The sequence below is a fragment of the Microcoleus sp. LAD1_D3 genome, assembly GCF_036702135.1.
Lineage (GTDB): Bacteria > Cyanobacteriota > Cyanobacteriia > Cyanobacteriales > Microcoleaceae > Microcoleus.
In genome coordinates this window covers 1-4,748 of the sequence record NZ_JAUBSB010000125.1, presented here as the reverse complement: position 1 = coordinate 4,748, position 4,748 = coordinate 1, and the positions used below count along the sequence as shown (strand labels likewise).

Annotated in this window: 6 protein-coding genes and 1 pseudogene; 2 read left to right on the top strand and 5 right to left on the bottom strand. The window is 44.1% G+C overall.

All coding sequences use genetic code 11. The features are described from left to right. Positions 1–514, top strand: a 514-nt coding sequence (locus QUA74_RS29290; protein ID WP_333336218.1) for an ATP-binding protein, incomplete at its 5' end; no start/stop codon positions are given. Positions 515–601: 87 nt separating this feature from the next. Here the strand turns inward: QUA74_RS29290 and QUA74_RS29285 are convergent. The 3 genes and pseudogenes from QUA74_RS29285 to QUA74_RS29275 form a co-directional block, all read right to left on the bottom strand. Then, on the bottom strand, positions 602–937 hold the full coding sequence (locus QUA74_RS29285; RefSeq protein WP_333316135.1) for a XisI protein: 336 nt from the start codon (positions 935–937) through the stop codon (positions 602–604). After that, positions 925–1,336: pseudogene (locus QUA74_RS29280) on the bottom strand (element excision factor XisH family protein). The gene QUA74_RS29285 and the pseudogene QUA74_RS29280 overlap by 13 nt, the downstream one beginning before the upstream one ends. Positions 1,337–1,354: 18 nt before the next feature. Further along, on the bottom strand, positions 1,355–2,431 hold the full coding sequence (locus QUA74_RS29275) for a branched-chain amino acid ABC transporter permease (RefSeq protein ID WP_333336215.1): 1,077 nt from the start codon (positions 2,429–2,431) through the stop codon (positions 1,355–1,357). On the opposite strand from QUA74_RS29275, the gene QUA74_RS29270 reads away from it, so the two are divergent. Then, complete coding sequence (locus tag QUA74_RS29270) at positions 2,430–2,621, top strand: hypothetical protein (RefSeq protein WP_333336212.1); 192 nt, start codon at positions 2,430–2,432, stop codon at positions 2,619–2,621. The genes QUA74_RS29275 and QUA74_RS29270 overlap by 2 nt on opposite strands. Before the next feature lie 36 nt (positions 2,622–2,657). On the opposite strand, the gene QUA74_RS29265 is transcribed toward QUA74_RS29270, so the two are convergent. Next, a complete protein-coding gene (locus QUA74_RS29265; protein WP_333336209.1) occupies positions 2,658–4,052 on the bottom strand; it encodes a branched-chain amino acid ABC transporter substrate-binding protein in 1,395 nt (464 codons plus the stop codon). A 370-nt stretch (positions 4,053–4,422) separates the two neighbouring features. Continuing rightward, complete coding sequence (locus tag QUA74_RS29260) at positions 4,423–4,566, bottom strand: hypothetical protein (RefSeq protein WP_333336206.1); 144 nt, start codon at positions 4,564–4,566, stop codon at positions 4,423–4,425. Positions 4,567–4,748 lie beyond the last annotated feature (182 nt).

The following is a 4,748-nucleotide window of genomic DNA, read 5'->3' as shown; positions in this document are numbered from 1 at the left end:
CTTATATTATCAAGGGATTCGCGAGTTCATTCATCTTTCTAAATGCTGTTTTCTTACTTTTTCAGCAAGCCCTAGGTTAGAATACAAAAGCACTTTTCAATGGGATGTCAACCAAGACCGTAAGAACGAGGATCTTAGGATAAACATTTTGAAAACTATTGCTGCCTTCCTAAACAGTGAAGGAGGAACATTAATTATTGGTGTGGAAAATAATGGCAATATTTTTGGCTTAGAGAAAGATTTCTCCTTACTTTCCCAAGGAAATCAGGATCAGTTTGAGCAGACAATCATACACTTAGTCGGCAATTGGATGGGTAATACCTTTACACAGCTGATCAAAACTCGCTTTGAAATCATTGAAGGTAAAAATGTTTGCGCCATTGATGTAAAAAAGTCAACCAAACCAGTTTTTTTCAAGAGCAAAAAAGGTTCGGAATTTTATATTCGAGCAGGTAATACATCAAAATCTCTTGATGCCCAAGAATTCTATAATCACCTTCAACTTTCATCTTAACTTGGGTAGCATTGGATCGCACTTTAGATCCCCAACTGCTTGAAGAAGTCGGGGATTTGGGTGTGATATTTTTCGCAAGCGTATATTTTAGGCGATCGCAAATCCGGTATGTTTGCGGACTTCCGGCGAATGAAATGCCAAAACAATGCAATTTTCAGGAACGCCACCCTCCAGTAATTCATCGGTAATGCCGTCTTCAATACCGTCATAATGAATCCAGAGTTTGCCGTTGCGAATTTCAACGTGAACGAGGCAGTAGTGAAGTCGCTTTTGGCCCTCCCAGCCTTCACTCATCAATAAAAAATCATTGCGGTCTTCGCTAACAATGACTTTGTTATTAATCTCGGCGTATCTGTACGGTAGGCTGGCATAGTACGACAGAATTTTATAAATTAAGTCGCGGTATTTGTCTAGTTTATCCATCTGGTAATAACCTCCTGAATAGTATCGACAACGATAATTTTTATTACTCCGTCTGTCAGTACAATTTGTACGATATCTTCATTAAAGAAGCTGATATAAATCTCTTCAGTAATTGCAAGATATAGGGTACGCTCTGGTTCTTTTTTCGATATTATTTTCAAATACAAAATGTATTGCCCAATCGCATTTCCCCAATCTTTTACTAGAGATTTGCCGACAAAACTTTTGATTTCAACTGCAATTCTTTGTCCATCGCGTTCGGCTGCTAGCAGCTTTTTAGCTCCCAAATCCACAAACACACTGCGAACCAAATTGCAGAGTCAAAGGATCGTCTGTAATTATCCACCGATCCTTTTCTAAAGCAGTCCTTACTTGATAATGATAAATGTCTTTTGCCATTTTTTCAACCCAGCAACTTTAAACCTTCTCCTGAACATTCTCACCCAACAAACCCCCTGGCCGAAAAGCCAAAATCACCACCAAAACCCCAAACACCCAAGCATTAGTCCAGCGGCTCGACAAATACTGATCGCTCAAAGACGAAAGCAACCCAATCAAAACCCCTCCTAACATCGCCCCGACAATATTGCCAATTCCCCCCAAAACCGCTGCCGTAAAAGCCCTCAAACCCGCCGTAAACCCCATCGTAAAAACAATAGTATTGTTGTACAGGCCAACCAGAATCCCAGCCGAACCCGCCAAAGCTCCCCCAATCAAAAAAGTTAGAGCAATAATCTGATCCACATTAATTCCCATAATTTTAGCAGCATCGCGGCTTTGAGCCGTTGCCCGCATCGCCTTTCCCAGACGAGTGTATTGCACAAAAACATGAAGCAAAACCATCAATACAACCGCCACCACCAACACAATTAAATCTTTTGTAGTAAATACAATACTCGTTTGAATTCCCAAACTTTTGAAAATATCAACTCGCGGTAACAAATCGGGAAAACTTTTCGGAGCAGCAGAATTAGAACCCATCACCGGAAGAAAAGCTTTCAATCCTCCCCAAAACAGCCCCATATTTTGGAAAATAAAAGAAACTCCAATTGCCGAAATTAAAGCAGCCAAACGGGGAGCATTTCGCAAAGGCCGATAAGCGTACTTTTCGACAACAATATTCAGTCCAGCACAAAACAACGAACATACAATTAAAGCGACTAACATCACCGGTATTGCGATATTTAAAGGTGTACCGTCTTGAATCCCAAAAGCTCCGAACACAGTTAGCGAAGCAAAAGCGCCCAACATATACAAATCGCCGTGAGCAAAATTGATTAACTCAATAATGCCGTAAACCATCGTGTAACCCAAAGCAATAATTGCAATCAGCGCCCCGTTGACCAGACCCACTAACAATTGTTGAATCAGAACTTCAGGACTGCGGATTATTTCGCCAATAATTTTGGGCAAATCAAATCCTGCGATCGGGCCTAATAGCAAAACTATATAAACTACACCTAGATAGAAGAGAATACTTTTCCAGTTCTTCATGTTTTTGAGTAATTGGGAATTGGGAATTGGGAATGGGGAATTGGGAATTGGAAATCGAGAATCGGGAATCGGGAATTGGGAATTGGGCATCGGGCATGGGACTTTGGAGGAAGAAGGAAAAAGGCATAATTTTTTATTATCCCTTCTTCCTTCTTCCCGATATCCGTTACATCCGTTACATCCGTTATAAAATCTGTTGCCGAACTTCCCTCTTCCTTCTGATTAATTATTCCGTCTTGAGCGCATTCACGAACTCCCACTTGCCACCTTTAACAACATTTCCTGACATTGTAGTCAAGCTCGTGTCGCCGTTGGTGTCAAAACTCCAAGTGCCGAGTACCCCGTTAAAATCTTTAGTTGCCAAGACAGCTTCGCGGATAGCAGCGCGGTCATTTTTGCAAACTTTATTAATTGCGCCGATCGCAACTTTAGCAGCTTCATAGGCGTAAGCTGCATAAGCTTCGGGTTCAGCATTATATTTTGCCTTGTAACTTTCGTACCACTTCGCACCCGCACCAGTCAATTCTTGAGGAGGCAAGCCGCCAAAAGTAGCGTAAATTCCTTCGGCATCTTTGCCTGCCGCGTCAATTAAAGCTTGCTCTTTAATGCCGTCGGGCCCCATGAACTTAACTGCCTCAGGCGTCATTCCGACATTTCTCATGTCTTTAATTATTTGTCCGGCATTGCTTTGAGTAGTGCCTCCAAGGTAAATCATGTCGGGATTTAAAGCTTTGATCTTATTCATTAACGCCTTATAGTCGCTAGCTTTAATATCAATTCCTTCTCTTCCGAGGACTTGAATTCCCAACTTTTTAGAAGTTGCTTCAAAAACATCAGCGATGCCTTTGCCGTAGAGTTCTTGATCGTCGAGAATGTAGACTTTTTGCACGCCTAAAGATTTCGCCCAGTTGCCAGCTACAGCACCTTGAAGGTCGTCAGCGGGGACAACGCGGCTGAAATTACGAGTGCCAGCGGGATAATAAACGTTGGGTTCTTTGGCTTCGCCTTTTCCTGGTTTCGTCAGTCCCGGATAAGTGTTGGCCGGACTGATCATGACGATGTTAGCTTGGTTGAGCACGGGAATGGAAAGTTTGGCGGCACCGGAGTTATAGTGACCGATGACGGCAACTACCGAACCGTCAGCTACGGCTTTGTTGGAGTTCGACGTTACTTGGGCCGGGTCCCATTTGCCGGCGGCGGCGGTGGCGTCATCGAAAACTTCGTATTGGATTTGGATTTTGCCGTCGCAAGCTTTGGAGTTGGTTTCGGCGAGGGCTTGTTGGATGCCGTTGACCATTGTTTGAGCTTGACCCAAGGCGCTGCCTGTCATGGGGAGCATGGAGACAATTTTGACAGTATTTGGGTCTCCGGGGCTGCTGACTGCGACGGGAGTGGCTGCAGGACTGGTTCCGGGGCTGCCTCCGGGAGTTGTGGCGGTGGGTGCTGGAGGATTTTGACAGCTAGCGCACAGAGAGGCTATTCCGGCGGCAAAAAGTAATTTCTGCAATCCTCCCAAGCCGAGATTGTGTGTTGAGTTGATTTTTGGGGATGTGGCACTTTTGCCCCCTGACTTCTGGGAAAAGTTCATAGGTTGGTTCGTTTGTTGCTTGCGTTTTTGCATATTTTTCACTCTAGTCAGTATGTAGTCAAGAGTTAGCACAAGTTTAAAAAATTTGTGTCAACTCTCAAAGATACACTGCTGCAGCAAGAAGGTCGGGACTTGGGCCATATATGATATCAATGTCGGCGATATCCAAAGTTTAGACTTGAAAAATGTCTTATTCGCCTGGTTCTGCGTGGTATTGTGCGATCGCAGTCTGGATTTCCTCGGCCGAGACGTTTGCTTGTTCTGATTTCCAGTAAATCAGGTGTAAAACAACCTGAGTCGGTGATTCAACTTGATAAATCAAACGATAGCCACCGCTCTTACCAACTTGGGCATCACTGTTTTTAGCCCGGACTTTGTAAACGGTGTATTGGGTGCCTGCAATCTAGTTTCCGATGAAGTTTCCTTGGATAATCTCATCGAGGACGGGCTGAACATCGGTTTGAATTTGGCGATACTTTTTAGCGAGTCCTTTGAGGCGACGTTTGAAAAGTGCCGTGAATTTGAGTTGGACTGGCATCTCAGACATTGATGCCGTCCCAGAGCTCCTCAATGGGGAAGGTTTGTCCCGCTTTGGCTTGGTGGAGGGAGGCTTTCAGGTCAGCGAGGATTTGGTCGTTGGAGTCGGTGTCTGATTGAAATGCTCACCGTCCTAAAGGAGCGGTGATTCTTGACGCTTCATCGGGATTTGCTACCGAAGTAGTCTGACAA